This window comes from Paenarthrobacter aurescens (assembly GCF_025421775.1).
GTDB classification, from domain to species: Bacteria; Actinomycetota; Actinomycetes; order Actinomycetales; family Micrococcaceae; genus Arthrobacter; species Arthrobacter aurescens_B.
Genome location: NZ_JAOEFX010000009.1, coordinates 140,641 through 157,403 on the forward strand (window position 1 = coordinate 140,641; position 16,763 = coordinate 157,403).

21 protein-coding genes are annotated in these 16,763 nt (G+C 62.4%); 11 read left to right on the plus strand and 10 right to left on the minus strand.

The window, feature by feature from the left end; all coding sequences use genetic code 11:
• Positions 1 to 24 precede the first annotated feature (24 nt).
• Positions 25 to 891, plus strand: coding sequence for a non-homologous end joining protein Ku (locus tag N7568_RS18530; protein WP_261611246.1), 867 nt, complete (start codon positions 25 to 27; stop codon positions 889 to 891).
• Between the two features lie 36 nt (positions 892 to 927).
• Here N7568_RS18530 and N7568_RS18535 read toward each other — a convergent pair whose 3' ends face one another.
• Together N7568_RS18535 and N7568_RS18540 are read right to left on the minus strand one after the other, a co-directional pair.
• Positions 928 to 1,620 carry a DUF6766 family protein gene (locus N7568_RS18535; protein WP_261611247.1) on the minus strand — a complete coding sequence of 231 codons (693 nt, stop codon included), beginning with the start codon at positions 1,618 to 1,620 and terminating at the stop codon, positions 928 to 930.
• 66 nt (positions 1,621 to 1,686) lie between these two features.
• On the minus strand, positions 1,687 to 2,199 hold the full coding sequence (locus N7568_RS18540; protein ID WP_261611248.1) for a DUF6328 family protein: 513 nt from the start codon (positions 2,197 to 2,199) through the stop codon (positions 1,687 to 1,689).
• A 111-nt stretch (positions 2,200 to 2,310) separates the two neighbouring features.
• Here N7568_RS18540 and N7568_RS18545 point away from each other — a divergent pair, with 111 nt between their 5' ends.
• A complete protein-coding gene (locus N7568_RS18545; RefSeq protein WP_261611249.1) occupies positions 2,311 to 2,532 on the plus strand; it encodes a hypothetical protein in 222 nt (73 codons plus the stop codon).
• 47 nt (positions 2,533 to 2,579) lie between these two features.
• On the opposite strand, the gene N7568_RS18550 is transcribed toward N7568_RS18545, so the two are convergent.
• On the minus strand, positions 2,580 to 2,750 hold the full coding sequence (locus N7568_RS18550) for a hypothetical protein (protein ID WP_167332885.1): 171 nt from the start codon (positions 2,748 to 2,750) through the stop codon (positions 2,580 to 2,582).
• 310 nt (positions 2,751 to 3,060) lie between these two features.
• On the opposite strand from N7568_RS18550, the gene N7568_RS18555 reads away from it, so the two are divergent.
• The 4 genes from N7568_RS18555 to N7568_RS18570 all read left to right on the plus strand — a co-directional run bounded on the left by N7568_RS18555 (position 3,061) and on the right by N7568_RS18570 (position 5,781).
• Positions 3,061 to 3,540, plus strand: a complete 480-nt coding sequence (locus N7568_RS18555) for a Dps family protein (protein WP_261611250.1) — start codon at positions 3,061 to 3,063, stop codon at positions 3,538 to 3,540.
• Positions 3,541 to 3,583: 43 nt separating this feature from the next.
• A complete protein-coding gene (locus tag N7568_RS18560; RefSeq protein ID WP_261611251.1) occupies positions 3,584 to 4,543 on the plus strand; it encodes a DNA topoisomerase IB in 960 nt (319 codons plus the stop codon).
• Between the two features lie 87 nt (positions 4,544 to 4,630).
• A complete protein-coding gene (locus tag N7568_RS18565; protein WP_261611252.1) occupies positions 4,631 to 5,188 on the plus strand; it encodes a hypothetical protein in 558 nt (185 codons plus the stop codon).
• A 5-nt stretch (positions 5,189 to 5,193) separates the two neighbouring features.
• Positions 5,194 to 5,781: a TetR/AcrR family transcriptional regulator gene (locus N7568_RS18570; protein ID WP_261611253.1), complete on the plus strand. Its 588-nt coding sequence runs from the start codon at positions 5,194 to 5,196 to the stop codon at positions 5,779 to 5,781.
• 81 nt (positions 5,782 to 5,862) lie between these two features.
• On the opposite strand, the gene N7568_RS18575 is transcribed toward N7568_RS18570, so the two are convergent.
• From N7568_RS18575 to N7568_RS18595, 5 genes are all read right to left on the minus strand, one after another.
• Positions 5,863 to 6,141: an HPr family phosphocarrier protein gene (locus N7568_RS18575; RefSeq protein WP_261611254.1), complete on the minus strand. Its 279-nt coding sequence runs from the start codon at positions 6,139 to 6,141 to the stop codon at positions 5,863 to 5,865.
• 59 nt (positions 6,142 to 6,200) lie between these two features.
• On the minus strand, positions 6,201 to 8,228 hold the full coding sequence (locus N7568_RS18580) for a PTS fructose transporter subunit IIABC (protein WP_261611255.1): 2,028 nt from the start codon (positions 8,226 to 8,228) through the stop codon (positions 6,201 to 6,203).
• 2 nt (positions 8,229 to 8,230) lie between these two features.
• Positions 8,231 to 9,217 carry a 1-phosphofructokinase family hexose kinase gene (locus N7568_RS18585; RefSeq protein ID WP_261611256.1) on the minus strand — a complete coding sequence of 329 codons (987 nt, stop codon included), beginning with the start codon at positions 9,215 to 9,217 and terminating at the stop codon, positions 8,231 to 8,233.
• Positions 9,214 to 10,005, minus strand: a complete 792-nt coding sequence (locus N7568_RS18590) for a DeoR/GlpR family DNA-binding transcription regulator (protein ID WP_261611257.1) — start codon at positions 10,003 to 10,005, stop codon at positions 9,214 to 9,216. The genes N7568_RS18585 and N7568_RS18590 overlap by 4 nt, the downstream gene beginning before the upstream one ends.
• A 744-nt stretch (positions 10,006 to 10,749) precedes the next feature.
• A complete protein-coding gene (locus tag N7568_RS18595; RefSeq protein ID WP_261611258.1) occupies positions 10,750 to 11,082 on the minus strand; it encodes a hypothetical protein in 333 nt (110 codons plus the stop codon).
• 286 nt (positions 11,083 to 11,368) lie between these two features.
• Here N7568_RS18595 and N7568_RS18600 point away from each other — a divergent pair, with 286 nt between their 5' ends.
• The 3 genes from N7568_RS18600 (at position 11,369) to N7568_RS18610 (ending at position 14,000) form a co-directional block, all read left to right on the plus strand.
• Positions 11,369 to 12,133, plus strand: coding sequence for a GAF and ANTAR domain-containing protein (locus tag N7568_RS18600; protein WP_261611259.1), 765 nt, complete (start codon positions 11,369 to 11,371; stop codon positions 12,131 to 12,133).
• Between the two features lie 220 nt (positions 12,134 to 12,353).
• Complete coding sequence (locus N7568_RS18605; protein WP_261611260.1) at positions 12,354 to 12,809, plus strand: hypothetical protein; 456 nt, start codon at positions 12,354 to 12,356, stop codon at positions 12,807 to 12,809.
• A gap of 39 nt (positions 12,810 to 12,848) precedes the next feature.
• Positions 12,849 to 14,000, plus strand: a complete 1,152-nt coding sequence (locus tag N7568_RS18610) for a glutamate--cysteine ligase (RefSeq protein WP_261611261.1) — start codon at positions 12,849 to 12,851, stop codon at positions 13,998 to 14,000.
• A 19-nt stretch (positions 14,001 to 14,019) separates the two neighbouring features.
• Here the strand turns inward: N7568_RS18610 and N7568_RS18615 are convergent, their stop codons facing one another.
• Both N7568_RS18615 and N7568_RS18620 read right to left on the minus strand, forming a co-directional pair.
• Positions 14,020 to 14,421, minus strand: coding sequence for a VOC family protein (locus N7568_RS18615; protein WP_142937022.1), 402 nt, complete (start codon positions 14,419 to 14,421; stop codon positions 14,020 to 14,022).
• Between the two features lie 19 nt (positions 14,422 to 14,440).
• Positions 14,441 to 14,887 carry a helix-turn-helix transcriptional regulator gene (locus N7568_RS18620; RefSeq protein WP_261611262.1) on the minus strand — a complete coding sequence of 149 codons (447 nt, stop codon included), beginning with the start codon at positions 14,885 to 14,887 and terminating at the stop codon, positions 14,441 to 14,443.
• 26 nt (positions 14,888 to 14,913) lie between these two features.
• On the opposite strand from N7568_RS18620, the gene N7568_RS18625 reads away from it, so the two are divergent.
• Both N7568_RS18625 and N7568_RS18630 read left to right on the plus strand, forming a co-directional pair.
• Complete coding sequence (locus N7568_RS18625; RefSeq protein WP_261611263.1) at positions 14,914 to 15,549, plus strand: alpha/beta hydrolase; 636 nt, start codon at positions 14,914 to 14,916, stop codon at positions 15,547 to 15,549.
• Between the two features lie 206 nt (positions 15,550 to 15,755).
• Entirely contained in the window at positions 15,756 to 16,757 is a 1,002-nt protein-coding gene (locus N7568_RS18630) for a LacI family DNA-binding transcriptional regulator (protein WP_261611264.1), read from the plus strand.
• Positions 16,758 to 16,763: the final 6 nt, after the last annotated feature.

A 16,763-nucleotide genomic window follows, 5' to 3' on the forward strand; every position in this document is an offset into this window, starting at 1 on the left:
TGTGTTGTGCTGTTGACTGGGTGCATGAGGGCCATATGGAAGGGATCTATCGCGTTCGGTCTGGTCAACGTACCAGTGAAGCTCTACAGTGCCACGGAGGATCACGATATTGGCCTGCACCAAGTCCACAATAAGGACGGCGGGCGCATTCGGTACCAGCGAAAATGCGAAATTTGCAGCGAAGTTGTGGCTTATGAAGACATTGACAAGGCCTACGAAGAAGAAGGCCGGACTGTGGTTCTTACCGCGGCTGAATTGAAGTCCTTGCCGGAGGAGAACAGTCGTGAGATCGAGGTGGTGGAATTTATCCCCGCCGAGCAGCTGGACCCCATCATGTACGAGCGCAGCTATTTCCTTGAGCCGGATTCCAAATCACCCAAGGCGTATATGTTGCTGCGGCAGACGCTGGAGGACACGGACAGGATTGCGATTGTCCAGTATGCCCTGCGCCAAAAGACCCGGCTGGGAGCCTTGCGCGTGCGCGGTGATGTGCTGCTGCTGCAGGCGCTGCTGTGGGGCGACGAAGTCCGTGAAGCCAAGTTCCCGTCGCTGGAGACGGACATCAAGATTTCTGACAAGGAACTCGAGATGTCTTCGGCCTTGGTTGAGTCCATGGCTCACGACTTCGATCCGGACGAATACACCGATGACTACCAGGCCCAGTTGAAGACTCTGATCGAGGCCAAGCTGGACAAGGGCGAGGCCCTGGACACCGAGGCCACCTTCGGCGTCGTGGAAGGCGAAGGCGAGGGCGGCGACGTCATCGACCTCATGGAAGCGCTCAAGCGCAGCCTGGATAAGAAGCGCGGCAAGGAAAAAGAGTCCGACGACGCTGCTGCCGCCAGCAAGACTGCCAGCAAGCCAAAGGCGCGGGCCAAGAAGAAGGCGTGAACCGGCGTCGGGATTAACATCTGGTCAGGCGCCTAGTCAGGCGCCTGTCTGGTAATGGGGTTCAGCCACGGGTTTGGACTCCGGCGAACCCCGTTCCCGGAGGTAGACGGAGGCCCCCACCAGGACGGCCACGGCAAGGAATTCACTCTGCCAGTTTTGGAATGACTCGAACCAGAACTGGCTGGAGGCGATGTACTCCCATGTGGAGACCTCGGGCAGGCCATGACTGAGCTGCTCCTCGTTATAGGCGGCCGTTCCACCTACGGCGTGCATGGTGAAGGAAAGCAGGAAAAGCAGGCCCAGAAGGCCGGAAAGTGAGTGCTCGTAGACCTTCAGGACCCACCCGCCGCGCCGTACCGGCCACGGGGTTTTGGCGGTCATCCTGGCGTCGCGGGGGTCTTCGTCCTGTGGGGCGTGCTTTCCGACGGGTTTGGACTCCGATGAGCCCTTTTGGAAGAGGAAGACCGTGAGAACCACGTACATGGCCATTTGCAGGAACTCCGACTCCCAGTTCTCAAAGACGGCTTCAACGAAATGTCCTGTGGCCAGATACTGCAGGATGCCCAGTGGTGGCCCGCCGTGGGTTTGCTGCTCCTCGCTGTAGCTGGCCGCACCGGAGATGATCATTCCGCCGAGGAATACGACGAACAGTCCCACGTTCGCCAGCAACAGCCCACGGTCCTTGATCCACGCACGGACCGGCCTCTTGTTCACCGGCCTCTTGCTCACCGGCCTTTTGTTCACTGGCCTATTGTTCACCGGGCCTTCGTGGCCCTTGATGGGTCGCAGCATTGCTCACTCTTCCTTCGAGTCGCCGTTGTTGCGCATTCCTTGCCGGTACAGCCACAGAGGCATTCCAACCACCAGTACCAGCAGCACCAGGATGATGAAGCCGCCCGCTACCAACCCAGCGGTCCTGCCTGCAGTGACGTCGAAGACCAGCGATGCCGAGCCGGTGATCAGGATGGCGACTCCAGCCAACGCCCATTTGGTGATGGTGTCTGCGCTGGAGACGAGTACGGATTTGAGGCCTCGGCGGAAGAGTCTTCGGTGAACGCTGACGGGAAGCACAATGAGGACGGTGGTCAGGGCGGCAACCATCACGTTGGTTAGGTACAGGCTCCGTTGCCAGTCGTCCAGTTCGCCGAAACGCGGCTGAAAAGGCAAGGTCAGCAGGAACCCGCCCAGGATCTGCACTCCGGTTTGAAGGACACGAAGTTCCTGGATCAACTCCATCCAGTTCCGGTCCATACGTTCTTCAGTGGATTCGTTCCTGCCGAATCTGGGGGCCGGTTCCGGCTCTGCCATTCGTACACCTCCGCGTATTGGTGGACGCCGGCGTTTCACCGGACTACGGTCGGACTGTCAGCATTCCCCGGCCTTTTCTTCGGGGCCCCAAGGATTTCCAAGGAGGAAAAAATGAGTCAGGACGAGCATCGCGTGGACCCGGACAGCGAACCCGGCGGCTATGGAACGCCCACGCCCGAACAGGAAATGCCCGGCCAGGGAAGCGAACGCGAAACACCGGAACGGCCTGCGGAGGGAGCCCCGGAAGTGACCGGGGACGAGTTCCCCACGCCCAAGGACCCTGACGCGGCGCCGCCGCCCTCGGCCACTGGTAGCGCTTCGGACGGCGGTTGATCACGCCGGAGGACTGCCCTCAGTGTGCGTAGGGTCGTGGTGCGGGCCTATACCGTATGGCCCCGGCGGCCGGACATGAAGCTCAGCAACCATCCGATGGCCGCGACGACCAAGAGAACGACGCCTACCCACAGCAGCCAGTTAAGGGCTTGGGAGAAGCCGCCTACAAGAAGAAGAACAATTGCTACTACACCAGCAATGATCAGAAGCGTATTCATGGTCAGCACATTCCTTTCTGGGGGAATCATTGATGAATCGTGGATCCCCAACTATGCATTCCGATTTACTTCGATTTAGTTATGCCGGTACTTTGAGGCGGTTCCATAGCCTCAAAGTGCCTTTTCAGTTATCACACACCGGCCTTCGCCCAGGGGCGGAGTTCGCCAGTCGTGAACAGCAACACTCCTCATTGTACTACTAAGCACCCTTATGAAAGGCTTATTGCAGTCGTCACTTGATGATTGGGCAGATGCCGCAGAAATTCGGCGGCATGGTTTTCGCTCACATGAACGTCCAAGAGAGGAACACATGAAAGCGTCACAGCAGCTTGCAGACAACCTTCAGATCGTCCTGACCGACCTTATCGAGCTACAGCTCCAAGGGAAGCAGGCTCACTGGAACATCGTGGGACCGAACTTCCGCGACCTTCACCTCCAGCTGGACGAGCTGGTCCTTGCCACCCGCCAGTTTGCCGACGACACCGCAGAGCGCATGCGCGCCCTTCATGCACTCCCCGATGGCCGTAGCGCGACCATCGCCAAGGGAACGCGCCTGGATGAATTCCCGGCCGGCTTGGTCAACACCAAGAACGCCGTCAAGTTGGTCACCGATCGCGTGGAGCGCGCTGTCCAGACCATGCGCGACGTCCATGACGAGGTGGACGAGGAAGATCCCACTACGGCGGACCTGCTGCACGCCTTCATCGCCCGCCTTGAGCAGCTGGTGTGGATGATCAACGCCGAGATCATGAACGCCGGCGCTTCAGTGACGGATCCGGACGAGGCCTAGCAAGTACCAGGACCAGGCTGATTGCGAACAGGGCGGATAGATTGTGCCCAGGCTGAAGCGAAGCGACCTTTCCAAACCCGGCATTGTCCGCCGCAGGGTAGGGAAGGGGTTCAGCTACCGCCATCCGGACGGGAGCTTGGTCAGCAAGGAGGATCGCCAGCGCATCAATGCGCTGGCGATCCCGCCTGCATGGACCGACGTGTGGATCAGCCCTTTCGAGAATGGGCACATCCTGGCCACGGGCGTTGATGGCGCCGGGCGGAGCCAATACCTTTACCACCCCGGTTGGCGGGAGCGGAAGGACACGGAGAAGTTCATCCGCGCGGCCAAACTGGGTTTGGTGCTGCCCAGCGTTCGGCGCAGCGTGACCGTCCACCTCCAGGACCCCGTTGACCCCCGGCAGCAGACCCTCGCCGCCGCAGTGCGGTTCATGGACCTCGGCGCGCTCCGCGTCGGTTCCGAGATTTACATGAAGCAGAACGGCTCCTATGGGCTCACCACCATCCGCTGCCGGCACGCGCGCGTGGAGGGGCCGGACGTCTTCCTCAAGTTCCCCGGTAAGAGCGGCCAGCTATGGGACACCTCCATTCACGATCCCGCTTTGGCGTCCTTCCTTGAACCGCTGGCGGAGCGTCCGGGCAAGGAGCGCCTGCTGGCCTACCAAGCCAATGGCACGTGGGTTTCCGTGGACGCGTCCATGATCAACGAATATTTGCGGGGCATTGCAGGAGAGGCCTACACATCCAAGGATTTTCGAACGTGGAAGGGGACGGCCGCAGCGGCCATGTGCCTCATCAAATCGGGCCATAAAGGAACTCCCAGGCAGGCAATTGTGCGGGCCATCAAGGAGGCTTCCGAGCTCTTGGGCAACACCCCATCGGTGGCACGTTCCTCCTACGTGGACCCCCGGATCATCGAGGGCTACCTCTCGGAAGAATTGAAGGTCATCAAGCCCACTGAGGCTTCCATTGCGGCTTATCTGAACGGCGAAGTGCCGAGGTAAACCAGGTGCCTCGAGGCGGCCCCGGCAATTTTATGAGTACACTCGTACTAATAAAGTTTGACGGGGCATGGCGTCTGGGGGCCGTAAATGATTCTGTTCGCGATCGTGGTGTGCGAAGTTGCGTTCTGGGTAGCGATCCTCGCCGGGCTGGCGGCGCGGTACTTGTTGCGGCGCCCCCGCCTGGGTGGAGCTCTCCTGATCCTTGCTCCGGTCATCGATGCTGTCCTGCTTGCCTTGGTGGCCGTCGATCTGCTGGGCGGGGGAACGGCGTCCTGGCAGCACGGACTGGCGGCAATCTATATTGGCGTCTCCATCGCGTATGGCAAACGCATGGTTGCCTGGGCCGATGCGCACTTCCAGCACCGGTTCGCGGGCGGACCTGCGCCGGAACGACTCACCGGAACCCGCTACACCATCAAATGCTGGCGGGATGTACTTCTTACGGCGTTGGCGGTGGCCATCGCTGCGGCGACCCTGGGAGCGATCATCATCCTCGTCAACGACCCCGAACGAACCGCAGCCCTCTCGGACTTCTTCCGCATCCTGGGCATCATCTTCGCCATCGACTTCCTCTGGGCCGTGAGCTACACGATCTGGCCGAAGAAGCCCGCCCGCGCCTTGCCGGCTACAACTCCTTCGCGCTGAAACCCATGCCCCGGAGAATCGACGCAGAGGCACGGACCGCAGCGATTGCGGAGGCTTCTTTACGTGTCCTCGAACGTGATGGGCTCGCCGGCCTGTCAGTGCGCGGGGTCGCAGCGGAAGCGGACATTGCCGCCGCTTCACTGAGGCGCGCGTTTGCCACGCAACATGCCCTGCGGGAGTACTGCCTGCAACTCATTGAGGACCGGGTCACCGCCCGAATCGCCGCACTTGAGCTGACTGGCCGGGCGCTGGTTGATGAGTTGCTGTTGCAGTTGCTTCCTCTTGACAAGGAACGGCGCCTGGAACTGGTTGCGCAGGTCCAGCTCGGTGTCCTCTCACTGACGGATAGTGCGCTACGTCCTGCCGCGATCAGGCTCAGCGAAGGAGTAGACCGCGTGTGTCACGTTGGCCTCCAGCTCCTGGCCGAAGCAGGGCAGTTCAACCCGGGGCGTGACCCCGATTATGAAGCCCAGCGCTTGCGTGCGCTCCTGGATGGAATCGCAATGCAGGGATTGTGGAGCGGGGAACTGCCGGAGTCGAGTCAGATGCCCAGCATGCTCGCCCGCCATCTCGACGAGCTCGCCGGTCCCTAGGGAGACGCAGAAAGAGTCTGGCGACACCCATATCCGGGTGTCGCCAGGCTCTTTGCGTGACGCTGAGGGGTTTGCGTGTCCCTACTCGGCGTCGTGGTCCGTTTCGAGGATCTTCACCAGGCTATCCAGGGCGGCGTCAGCGCCGTCGCCCTCTGCGCGCAGGACCACAACGTCACCGTGGGCGGCACCCAGGCTCATCAGGGACAAGATGCTGGCCGCGTCCATGGCGTCGTCAGCGGGCTCCCCTTGACGGGCGATGGTGACATCGAGGTCCAGGTCTCCTGCGGCTTCGGCGAAGATGGCTGCCGGGCGGGCGTGGAGGCCGACGCGGCTTGCGATGGTGGCTGTACGTTCTGGCATTGGTGCTCCTCTTTGTGAAGGGTTGGGTGGCTTTGTGGGAAGTCTAGACCGTTGGATCTTTAGACGCTGGCGGTTGCCGGAACGGGTTCTGCTTCAACCGGCTTCCGAACGGCCCAGCGCTTCAGGGCGATGACAGCCAGGGCGCTGACCACCATTCCGGCGAGGATGGCGACGACGAACATCACCAGGTTGCCGATCGCGAAGAAGACGAAGAACCCACCATGCGGAGCCTGCGAGGTGACCCCGGTGGCCATGCAGAGTGCGCCGGTCAGTGCGCCGCCCAGCATGCTGGCGGGGATGACACGCAGCGGGTCGGCTGCAGCGAAGGGGATGGCGCCTTCGGAGATGAAGGAAGCGCCCAGCAGCCAGGCTGCCTTGCCGTTTTCACGCTCGTTGAGGGTGAAGACCTTCTTGTCCAGCGCGGTGGCCAAGGCCATTGCCAGCGGCGGGACCATGCCGGCGGCCATGACGGTGCCCATGATCATCCACGGAGCCTGGTTGTCTGCGCTGCCCGCGCTCAGGCCGGCTACTGCGAAGGCGTAGGCAACCTTGTTGACCGGACCGCCAAGGTCAAAGCACATCATCAGGCCGAGGATGATGCCGAGGACCACTGCGGAGGCGCCGCTCATGCCGGTGAGCCAGGTGTTCAGCGCAACCGTGAGGGCTGCGATGGGACCGCCGAGGACCAGGAACATCAGGCCGGACGCGAAGATGGAGGCAAGCAACGGGATGATCACCACGGGCATCAGGCCACGGAGCCAGCGCGGTACCTGCCAGGTCCCAATGAGATGCGCCATGTAACCGGCCAGGAGGCCACCAACGATGCCGCCGAGGAACCCGGCGCCCATGAAGCCGGATACGGCACCGGCAACGAAGCCCGGCGCGATGCCTGGCCGGTCGGCGATGGCGTAGGCGATGTAGCCAGCCAGGGCCGGGACCAGGAAGCCCATTGAAAGGGCGCCGATCTTGAACAGCACAGCGCCGAGGTAGATCGCGAGGCCGCCTTCGGGAAGGTTGCCGAAGTTGTTCTCCAACACCACCTTGTCCGCGACTTCAGTGATGTCGTAGCCGCCCAGCAGGAAGCCCAGGGCAATCAGCAAGCCACCGCCGGCAACGAACGGGATCATGTAGCTGACACCGGTGAGGAGTGCTCGCTTCAGCTTCTGGCCGATGTGCTCACCCTTCTCCTCCTCGGCACGCTCAGCCTGCTCTTCGGAGCCAAAGTGCGGAACTCGGCGTGCGCGGGGGTCCTCGGCAGCTGCAAGTGCTTCCTGGACCATCTTGGTGGGTTCGTCGATGCCACGCTTGACGGGTGCGTTGATGACCGGCTTTCCGGCGAAGCGTTCCTTGCCGCGAACATCAACGTCGACGGCGAAGATCACCGCGTCGGCTGCTGCAATCACAGCAGGGTCCAGAGGCTTGGCGCCAGAAGAACCCTGGGTCTCCACCTGCAGGTCAACGCCCATCTCCTTGGCCGCGGCAACCAGCGAGTCAGCCGCCATGTACGTGTGTGCGATACCTGTGGGGCAAGCAGTAACTGCCACGATGCGCTTGGGTGCGGAGGCCGTCGTCGTGCCGGCAGCAGCAGGAGTTGCGGCAGCAGCAGGTGCAGCCTCGGCGGGCGCAGCCGCAGGCTTGTCGGCCAGCGCACCGTCCACCAGATCCACGATGTCCTGCTCGGTGGCAGCTGCTCGCAGTGCCGCCGTGAAGTCCTTCTTGATGAGTGAGCGCGCCAGCTTGGAGAGCAGTTTCAGGTGCTCCTGGTCTGCGCCGTCCGGGGCTGCGATGAAGAAGATGAGGTCAGCAGGGCCGTCCTTGGCACCGAAGTCCACCTTGTGGGACAGGCGCGCCATGGCCAGGGCGGGTTCCGTGACCGCGGCCGAGCGGCAGTGCGGGATGGCGATGCCGCCGGGGACTCCGGTGGCGGTCTTCTGCTCGCGGGCAAAGGCGTCAGCGAAGAGCCCTTCGACCTCGGAAGCACGGCCTGAGGCGGCAACTTTGCCAGCCAGGACGCGAATGACGTCGGCGGGGGAGTCGCCCAGGTTCTGGTCGAGGGTGACCAATTGGGGTGTAATCAGCTGGGTCACTGTTAGTCCTTTTGGAGGGCCGTGATGGTTACGGCGTCGGGGGTTGTTTGGTGGACTGCCGGGACAGTGGAGCCAGGCAGGGAAGCAGCAGCGGCACCATGTGCCACGGCTTGACGAAGGCAGTCCTGCGCGGACCCGCCTTGGGTTGCAGCCAGCAAATATCCGGCCAATGCAGAGTCCCCGGCGCCTACCGTGCTGACGGCTTTGATGGGCGGATGCGTGGCGAGCCATGCTCCGTCTGCCGTCACCAGGATTGCTCCCTTGGACCCGAGTGTTGCGAGAACGGCACCTACACCGCTGGCGACGACGGCGGCTGCAGCTTCAGCGGCCTTGGCCGGATCCGCTTCCAGTTCGTCAGCAGTGGAGACGCTGGTGAAACCGGCGGCGGCGGCAAGCTCTGCGAGCTCTTCCGCGTTCGGCTTCAGGAGGTCCGGCTTACCGGAGGCATCGCCCACCAAAGACGCCGCAAGCGGCGCCCCGGAGGAGTCGATGGCGATGCCGGGGGTTGCCGCTCCATCCGCGTTCGACCGGAGCCGGCGCGCGATTGTGGCGTAGAAATCCGCGGGAACTCCTGGTGGGAGCGAACCTGCGAGTACCACCCAGCTCGCGCCACGGGAGCGTTCCAGCAGCAGCCCGATCAGGGCTTCCTGCTGTTCTTCGCTCAGTTCCGGGCCGGGTTCGTTGATCTTGGTGGTGACGCCGTCCGGTTCCGTGAGCGTGACGTTGCTGCGCAGTGCCTGACCGATGGGCAGCGCCGCAAAGGGCACGCCGCCGTCGTGCAGTCCGGAAAGGACCGGATCGGAGTCCGCGCCCGGAAGGACTGCCACGGTTTCGAGGCCGGAGGCCACGAGGGCGCGGGACACGTTGACGCCCTTTCCGCCGGATTCCTGGTGGACGGCCACTGCGCGCTGTACCTCACCGCGGGCCAGGGCTCCGGGGAGTTCCACCGTGCGGTCAAGGCTGGGGTTGGCGGTCAAGGTGACGATCATGCGATCACCACGTCTACGCCGGCCTCGGCAAGGGCTGCTGCGAGTTCCGCGGAGGGTTCGCTGTCTGTAATCAAGGTGTCAACATCCTTCAGGGTGGCGAACTGGACCAGTGTTTCGGCGTCCAGCTTGGAAGAGTCGGCCAGTGCCACCACGCGGCGGGCTGACGTGACGAACGCGGCTTTGACTGCGGCTTCCTCAGGATCGGGGGTGCTGAGCCCGAACGTTGCGTGGATACCGTTCGCGCCGACGAATGCGATGTCGGGACGAAGTTTGTGGGCCGCCTCCACGGTGGACTGCCCGACGGCGGCCTGCGTCAGTCCGCGGACACGTCCACCGAGGATCTGGAGTGCGATGCCCTGCGTGGAGGAGAGCTTCCCGGCGATGGGAATGGCGTGCGTGATCACCACGAGTTCATCGCCACCGTTGGCTGACGGCGTCCGCTGCGCCAGCAGGTCCGCGAGGGTTTCGGTGGTGGAGCCCGCATCCAGCAGGATGCTGCCTGTGGTGGGTTCGGGGATCAAGGAAAGGGCGGCGTTCGCGATGCGGAGCTTCTCCACTTGGCGCTGGACAGCGCGCTCGAGGATGCTCTCCTCCCGGGTGCTCAGGCGGTCTGAGGGAACGGCGCCGCCATGGACGCGCCGCAGGTTTCCGGAAACCTCAAGGGCCGCCAGATCGCGCCGAATGGTCTCGGTGGTGATGCTGAAACGGTCGGCGAGGTCGGTGACGCTCACCCGTCCGCGCTCTGCGACGAGTGCGGAGATCAGTTGCTGGCGCTCTTCTGCGAACACTTACCCTCCATTGCGGTAATGCCAAGTTTCCCGTGCGGCCACTGCCGTGACTGCTGTCACAAGTGATGTGGAATTGCTTGACTCTATCTTTGTTTATGTTGGGAAGTCAATAGAAATCAACATAAACAAAGATTCCGAAGGGGGTGGACCGGGAATGGTAGGCGCTGCGCTCCGGCGCATGGATACGCATGGGTGCGCCCGGACATGCGAAAGGGCATGCCGCGCTCCCTGTAGCGCGACATGCCCTCGTTCGGGTCCTGACTGGGGGATTTGCCAGGACCCGGCCCATGGGCGCCCGGCGACCCTATGTCAACGGAGCCGGAGGTTCTCCCTGTCCAGGTGGTGAGGGCACTGTGGGCCCAGGCGTGGGATCGGGGACGGGAGGTGGGCCCGGCTCCGGTAGTGGAACGGGCTCGGGGGTGGGTCCGGGCTCTCGGGTTGGATCCGGGTGCGCCGGATCCGGAGGGAATCCACTCATGGTCAGGTGCTCCTTCTGTGGACCGAATGCGGTGGCCTCAGGCCTTTGGGGTTTGTGGCGGGATACCGGCTGGAGTCCCACCCGGAGCCGGGGTAGTCGATGGGCAGATTGTCCGGATCCGGTGGATCCGGAAGCTTGCGCTTGCTGGCCTGCCCCAGGCTCCCGCCTGCGGTTGAAGGTTCTCTCCCTGGTGATTCTGCGTGCATGCCTTCCCTCCCGCTGGTTCCGGAATTGCTGTTGTGGCTCTTCATTGATGCCCGCTGGTCCTAGTCCGGGATTTCCATGCGGAACCCGCAATGGCACCCAAGAATGCGCGTGTTGATGAGAACCTCGTAGATCCTCGGCTGGCCCCCGGGCTTCAGGGCGAGGGGAGCCTGGATTCTCCGCAGTTCGCTGGTCCTGGTCTTCATGGGCTCACCGCAGTGGAGATACTGGCCGCCGAACTGGAGCACTCCTTGAGAGACACCCGGACGGTTCAACACCGTGGCTACCTTTTCAACCGAGGCAACCTGTTGATAGGCGTACCTGCAGATGTGGCACTCGTAGGTGACGTCCACCATGTTGGGGGCTGGCGGATAGTGCGACTGGATGGAGTTCACCAGAAGATGCTTATCGGTATTGCAGTGCGTGCACCAAAGGGGCGCGTCAGGGGGTTGGTGAGCTTCGTCCGGGACTCTGGACGCTGGCTGGGCCGGCATGGGTCAGTACCTCTGCATCAAAAAAATGCGGGACGCCCGTCTGCATGAGCTAAAAAGCATGGGTCCTGTGATGGGGACTGTAGCTAGATTGTGCACATAGGTGCACCGCATATGCAAGGATTCCGTTATCATTCCTGAGACAGTGACAAGCCGGTCCCGGACGACCGTAAACTAAGACATGGACGAAATGAACGTTGAATTAGCGCTGCCTGATGCTGCCTCAGCGCCCGACAATGTTTCGGTGCCTGAGCGGCTGCAGGACCTTGTTGTTGACAGCGAGGATGTGGGCGGATTCCTGGAAGACCTGGCCGTGTTTTCCGCGGCCGCGGTGTCCGAGGCTGTTGGTATGGATGTGCTCTGTGGCATCACTCTCAGCCGGCGCCGCCGCACCGCCACGGTGGCTGGAAGTACCCATGAAGCCAGGCTGATCGATGAAGTCCAGCAGGCGTACGGGGATGGGCCGTGCTTGGAAGCGATGCGAAGCCGCGCCACGGTGCTTGTTCCTGACACTTCCACCGAAGGTCGTTGGTCCGAGTACTGTTCCGTCATTGCGGAGCGCGGTCATCTTTCCGCACTTTGCGTTCCCTTGGAGTTGGACGAAGGGGCCACGGCGGCCCTCAACTTCTTCGCGCCCCAGGCCAATGCCTACGACGAAGCAACCATCCGGAATTGCGAGCTCTACGCCAGCCAGGCCGAGCGCTCGCTGCGGTTGGCCGTGCGGATAGGCGTGAAGCAGCAGCATGCGGATGACCTCCAGGAAGCGATGCAGTCCAGGACCGTCATTGACCTTGCCAGCGGCATCATCATGGGGCAAAACCGCTGCACGCAGGAAGAGGCATTTCAGATCCTGAAGAAAGCCTCCAGTACTCGGAACCAGAAACTCAGGGACGTTGCGGAATCGCTGGTCAAGAGTGTGGCGAAGCAGGCTCCCGTGGCCCATTTCGAGCCCTGACGCCCGGCAGTGAGCGGGCAGGATGATCAAACCCGTGACTTGTGACCTCCGCCACTCGTGAACTACATTTTAGGTGGGTTAAGCAGATAGCCCTTGGAGCCTCATGACCTGGTGCCATCCCGGATGGTCCAAGAACTGCACCTTTTAGCTGTGGCCGCTTTCGGCCGGCTCGCCGCGTGCATGCATGCAGGCTCTTTTGAGGAGCAAAAGGAGAATGGCAATGACGCTTGGATCCCTTCCCGTCCCGAAACCTGCAAAAGGGACGGAACCCGCTACTGCAGAGACCGGATCACGTCCGTGGTGCACAGTTTGCGGGACTGATTCCTACATTTTTGTTGAAACGGTGATGGAAGCAGAACCGAACCAGTCGGAGGTTGTCGAAGTCAGCTACACCTGCAGCGAGTGCGACACTTTCTACGCCCACGCTGTCCGCCTCCAGGCTTTGGTGCCGGAGATCCAACGGGAATTTCTTTCCACTTCCGCAGCCGGACTCTGGTTCAGCTGCACCCACTGCGGCGATCCCATGACGTTGGGACGCCCCACCGAACGCGTGATTGAGGCACCCCGGACCACTGACGATCCTGAAAGCCCCGACCTGCTTGAGGTGTATCTGCAGACCCAGGTTCTGCATTGCCGTTGCGGTTTCCAAATGGAGGTCCCACGCCACGTTGGCTGACCACCGTCTCTGAATAACTCATAGTGGGGAAGGGTGGCCATGCGCACGTTTGGTGTTGAAGAGGAACTGCTGATCGCGGATCCCGCGGACGGGTTGCCGTTGGCGTTGGCTGCCGACCTGCTGGACGTGGCCGTTCCCCGGAGCGGGGTAGTCGGCGGCGGGGAGTCGGGCCCCGAAGCAGCCACCTTGAAATCGGAATTCAAGCAGGAGCAGGTCGAGGTCAACTCGCGTCCCTGCAGAACCGCGGCCGAACTCCGGGCCGAGATCCGCGCCGGGCGGGCATTGTCGGACAAAGCTGCCAGGGCGGTCGGGGCGCGCGTTGCGGCTTTGGCCACGCCGCCGGTATTCCACGCGACGCCCACTTTGGGCAATCAGCGATACGCCACCATGGGCACCGAGTTCGGGTTGATAGCCCGGGAGCAGCTCACCTGCGGCTTCCACGTCCATGTATCCATCGAGTCGGCCGACGAAGGCGTCGCCGTCCTCGACCGCATGCGCCATTGGCTCCCAGTGCTCCTGGCGTTGAGTGCCAACTCGCCGTTCTGGATGGGCATGGACACCGGTTTTGCGAGCTACCGCACGCAGATCTGGAACAGGTGGCCCACCGCTGGTCCCATGGACGTTTTCGGTTCTGCCGAAGGCTACCGGGCAGTGCTGTCAGAACTCCTGGGCTCGGGAGTTCCGCTGGACGAGGGCATGATCTATTTCGATGCGCGCCTGTCAAGGGGGCACCCTACCGTTGAACTGAGGATCGCCGATGTGTGCCTCTACGCCGAAGATGCCCTGACCATTGCGGTCATCGCGCGTGCCCTTGTGGAGACCTCGGCGGCCGAATGGCGGCAGGGCGGACCGCCGTCGGGCACCATATCCCCGCTCATCCGGATGGCAAACTGGAAGGCCAGCCGTTTTGGCATCAATCACCAGCTGCTGCACCCGCTGGAGCAGCAGCCGTATCCTGCCGCGGACGTGGCGGCCGCCTTGCTCCGGCACGTCCGCGGGGCCCTGACCGAGGCTGGCGACCTGGCGCTCGCGCGGGCCGGAGTGGCGAATATCCTCCGCCGCGGCACCGGAGAGAGGTTGCAGCGCCAGGCCTACGGCCAACGGCGCCGGTTGTCCGACGTCGTATCCGCTGCCATTGCGTCGACGCACCAGGATGGCGAACTGTCCGACGCCGGATTGCTGAGTCTGTAGCGGGCCGGCGGCTGGAAATTCAGCCTTGGTTGATGCGGATCATGTTGCCGGACGGGTCACGGAAAGCGCAGTCGCGCGGTCCCCAAGGCTGGTCGATCGGCTCCTGCAGTACTTCGGCGCCGGATGCACGAAGCTTCTCGAAGGTGGCGTCGAGGTCATCAGTGGTGAACACGAGCATCGGCATGACGCCCTTGGTGAGGAGTTCCTGGATGGCATCCCCGTCGGCCTGGGAGCGGCCCGCGTGCGGAGGGGACAGGACCAGTTCAAGATCAGGCTGGGCATCGCTGCCGAGGGTGACCCAGCGCTGGCCGTCCGAGCCGACGTCGTTCCGGACTTCGAAGCCCAGGGCATCCCTGTAGAAGGCGAGCGACTCATCGACATCGTTGACTGTGACGTGTGCGTACTTCAATGAAATGTTCATGAGTCACACGCTATTGCAGCTATGACGTGGGCGCTTCTTCAATCCTGCTCAGGTTTTGTTGGCTCTTGCTGTTTCTTTCAGGGCGCGTGTGTTCCTTGGCGATGCAGTTGGGCATGGCTTTCACGGCATGGTGCTCACGGGAGCGGTAGTCGCTGGGATTGATGCCCACAATTTCCGTGAAGCGCGTGCTGAACGAGCCCAGTGACGTACAGCCGACTTCCATGCAGGCGTCGGTCACGCTTGTTCCCGAGCGAAGCAGTGCCATGGCCCGCTCGATCCTCCGGGTCATGAGGTAGTTGTAGGGCGATTCGCCGTAGGCTGCCTTGAACTGGCGGGAGAAATGCGCGGGGGACATGAGGGCGCCGGCTGCCATGGTGGGAACATCCAAGGGACGCGCATACTCACGATCGATGAAGTCGCGGGCGCGCCGCAGATGGGCCAGGTTGGCCAGTTCCTGCGGAGTCATGGCGTCAGTCTACTAGGCTCGTGCCCATGGAATCAGTGGTGTGGTCGAAGCCCGAAGACCAGCGCAAGGGCACGCCGTTGCTGGTGATGATGCACGGTTACGGTACCAGCGAACAACGCATGGTGGACCTCTTCCCGCACCTTCCCGGCGAGTTCACGTGCGCCGCCCTTCGGGGTCCCAAATCCATCGGTGACCACTACGGCTGGTTCCTGCTGGACTACTTCCTGACCAACGACTTCGCGGATGTCATCGCGTCCACCAACTCGGTGTTCAACTGGATCAACTCTGTCAAGGACAACCACAGCAGTGTCAGCCTGCTGGGCTATTCGCAGGGCATGGCCATGGCCAGTACCCTCCTGCGTTTGCGGCCGCACGCCTTCAAGGCCACCGTTGGCTTGTCCGGGTTCGTCCTGGACAACGACCTTCTTGCCCTGAGTGAGGCCTTTGACAGCCCGCCTCCGTTCTTTTGGGGCCGGGACAAGGCGGATCCCGTTATTAACGAGGACGCTATTGCCTACACAGAGGAGTGGCTGAACGCCAACGTAGCCCTGACAGCGCGGAGCTATCCGGGGATGGGGCACAGGATTGAGCCGCCGGAACTGGTGGATGTGAGCGCGTTCCTGAGGTTCTACGTGCTGAATGGGCTAGGAGCGCGCGGCTGATCGCCGCTGATTAGACGGCATCGGGGCCTCAGAATCAATCCCTCGGTGAGATTCGCGTCACAATTTTGCATTCAACTGCACTCTATTGAATGACAAAATTGTAAGCGCTTACACTTTTGGCTGGTGACCCGTTGCAGGGCTCACGCCAAGGCGTCAGGCGAGTATGGAAAGGGTTGAGGCCGTGTTGCATGGTTAGGACTCACAGGGTGACAATCCAGGACGTATCTGTCCTCTCCGGATTGTCCATTTGCACGGTGTCGCGGGCGCTCAGGAGCCTCCCCAACGTTTCTGAAAAGGCCCAACGACAGGTGGCGGAAGCTGCCAGCAAACTTGGCTACAAGGCCTCGGCGGCAGCGTCCAGGCTGGCGGGCGGCAGCACGGGGTCGGTGGCGATTGTTGCCCCGACAGCCACGGCCTGGTTCTTCGCCCAGGCCGTGGAAGCCGCTGAAGAAGTCTTCGGCGACAGCGGTTACGACACAGTCCTTGTCAGCCTGCGGAACAAGGCCACTGTGAGGAAACAGTTCTTCGCGGATCTCGGGAACCTTGCACAGAGGGTGGACGGGCTGCTCCTGCTCAATATTGACCTCGCGCCTGAAGAAGTGGAAGCGTTGAAGGCATCCGGGCTGGCCGTGGCCAGCGTGGGTATGGAAAATGTTCCGTGGGACAATGTTGGTATCGATGACGAACACGCAGCCTGGCAGGCAACCCAACACCTGCTGGGGCTGGGCCATTGGGACTTGGCCGTTCTCTCGAGCAATGAACACTCTGTTGTGACCGAGACCCCACGGTTCCGCGGCTTCAGGCGTGCACTGGATGAACACCACCTCACCGTCCACCCCGACCTTGTGGTGGGTGCAGGGCCAAGCATCGACGACGGTCGGCGGGCAATGACAGAACTCATCGCCCGCGGAGCCAAGCCCACGGCGGTGTTTGCCCACTGCGATGAAGCCGCGTTCGGTGCATTGACGGCGCTCCGCGAGCATGGCCTGTCCGTGCCCAAGAACGTGTCCGTGATCGGTATAGACGACCATCCCATGAGCTGGTTCCTTGGCTTGAGCACTGTGGCGCAGCCCGTTGCCGACCAAGGTGCCTTCGCAGCGAACCTGCTGTGTGAACGCCTGCTGAATACTGAATCCCCCCAACAACACTCCAACCACCTGCTCGATACCAAGCTCATCGAACGCAAAACCACGCGCCACAAGCGCTGAACGGAA

Excerpts from the sequence above, each read along its gene's own strand:
- N7568_RS18600 (WP_261611259.1), top strand. The coding sequence starts at position 11,369 with ATGAACGTTGAATTAGCGCTGCCTGATGCTGCCTCAGCGCCCGACAAT.
- N7568_RS18625 (WP_261611263.1), top strand. The coding sequence starts at position 14,914 with ATGGAATCAGTGGTGTGGTCGAAGCCCGAAGACCAGCGCAAGGGCACG.
- N7568_RS18565 (WP_261611252.1), top strand. The coding sequence starts at position 4,631 with ATGATTCTGTTCGCGATCGTGGTGTGCGAAGTTGCGTTCTGGGTAGCG.
- N7568_RS18605 (WP_261611260.1), top strand. The coding sequence starts at position 12,354 with ATGACGCTTGGATCCCTTCCCGTCCCGAAACCTGCAAAAGGGACGGAA.
- N7568_RS18530 (WP_261611246.1), top strand. The coding sequence starts at position 25 with ATGAGGGCCATATGGAAGGGATCTATCGCGTTCGGTCTGGTCAACGTA.
- N7568_RS18555 (WP_261611250.1), top strand. The coding sequence starts at position 3,061 with ATGAAAGCGTCACAGCAGCTTGCAGACAACCTTCAGATCGTCCTGACC.
- N7568_RS18575 (WP_261611254.1), bottom strand. The coding sequence starts at position 6,141 with ATGCCAGAACGTACAGCCACCATCGCAAGCCGCGTCGGCCTCCACGCC.
- N7568_RS18585 (WP_261611256.1), bottom strand. The coding sequence starts at position 9,217 with ATGATCGTCACCTTGACCGCCAACCCCAGCCTTGACCGCACGGTGGAA.
- N7568_RS18540 (WP_261611248.1), bottom strand. The coding sequence starts at position 2,199 with ATGGCAGAGCCGGAACCGGCCCCCAGATTCGGCAGGAACGAATCCACT.
- N7568_RS18610 (WP_261611261.1), top strand. The coding sequence starts at position 12,849 with ATGCGCACGTTTGGTGTTGAAGAGGAACTGCTGATCGCGGATCCCGCG.
- N7568_RS18550 (WP_167332885.1), bottom strand. The coding sequence starts at position 2,750 with ATGAATACGCTTCTGATCATTGCTGGTGTAGTAGCAATTGTTCTTCTT.
- N7568_RS18570 (WP_261611253.1), top strand. The coding sequence starts at position 5,194 with ATGCCCCGGAGAATCGACGCAGAGGCACGGACCGCAGCGATTGCGGAG.
- N7568_RS18615 (WP_142937022.1), bottom strand. The coding sequence starts at position 14,421 with ATGAACATTTCATTGAAGTACGCACACGTCACAGTCAACGATGTCGAT.
- N7568_RS18620 (WP_261611262.1), bottom strand. The coding sequence starts at position 14,887 with ATGACTCCGCAGGAACTGGCCAACCTGGCCCATCTGCGGCGCGCCCGC.
- N7568_RS18545 (WP_261611249.1), top strand. The coding sequence starts at position 2,311 with ATGAGTCAGGACGAGCATCGCGTGGACCCGGACAGCGAACCCGGCGGC.